The following is an 831-nucleotide window of genomic DNA, read 5'->3' on the forward strand; positions in this document are numbered from 1 at the left end:
CAACATTATCGCTGTCACTTGGGTAGTGTGCGACGCCAATACTGGTCGACAGTGACGATACGTTGTTCGCGTTCAGAACCGGAGGATCAAACACTGAATGGATGGGTTTTTTCGCCTGCTCTGCATCGACGTCTGAGGACTCAATCACGACAGCAAACTCGTCTCCACCCATCCGATAGGTACTGAAGCTATCAATATTCATGTCTTTCAATCGCTTGGCAATTTCGCACAACACTGTATCTCCAGCTTGGTGGCCGTACGTGTCATTCACGTTTTTGAACCCGTTTAGATCCAACAGACACAAAGAAAAAGCCGTTCGGTTGCGAGTGTTATTTCTCAACGTGACAAACAGAGCATTTCGGTTGCCAAGGCCAGTAAGGGGGTCACTCAACGCCAGCTTACGATGGAAGTGCGATTCTCTGTAGAAGAAGTAAGTCAGCGACAAAATCGACAAGACGAAAGTGGCAAACAGCATGTATTGCGCTTTCATCAATCGTTGGCTTTCATCTTTTTGTGTCTCGTACACTTGGCTGGTTAAGCGAAAGTTCTGGTTCACAAACTCCACCAAGTTTAAATACAGCGTTTGAGTGGCGCGATAAAACTGAGCTGCCGCTTGGCTGTCGCCGGTTTTGGCTTCCACCAACAGTGGTTCTAACTCTTTAAACTCATTAAACAGTTGCAAAAAATATTGCTGAATGTGATTGCGAGAAAAAAAGGTGTAGACGTCTTTACTATTTATTAATAAATCAAAACGGCTCCAAGCAAGCTCATACTGAAGTTCTGCACCTTCTATTTTTAAAACATTTTCGTCCAGTCGACGTGCTTCACTGA

Annotated in this window: 1 protein-coding gene; it reads right to left on the reverse strand. The window is 44.8% G+C overall.

The window, feature by feature from the left end:
* Positions 1-831 (reverse strand): GGDEF domain-containing protein (locus R7040_RS25595; protein ID WP_318097445.1); only part of this gene is annotated, 831 nt, incomplete at both ends.

This window comes from Vibrio sp. 1069 (assembly GCF_033340555.1).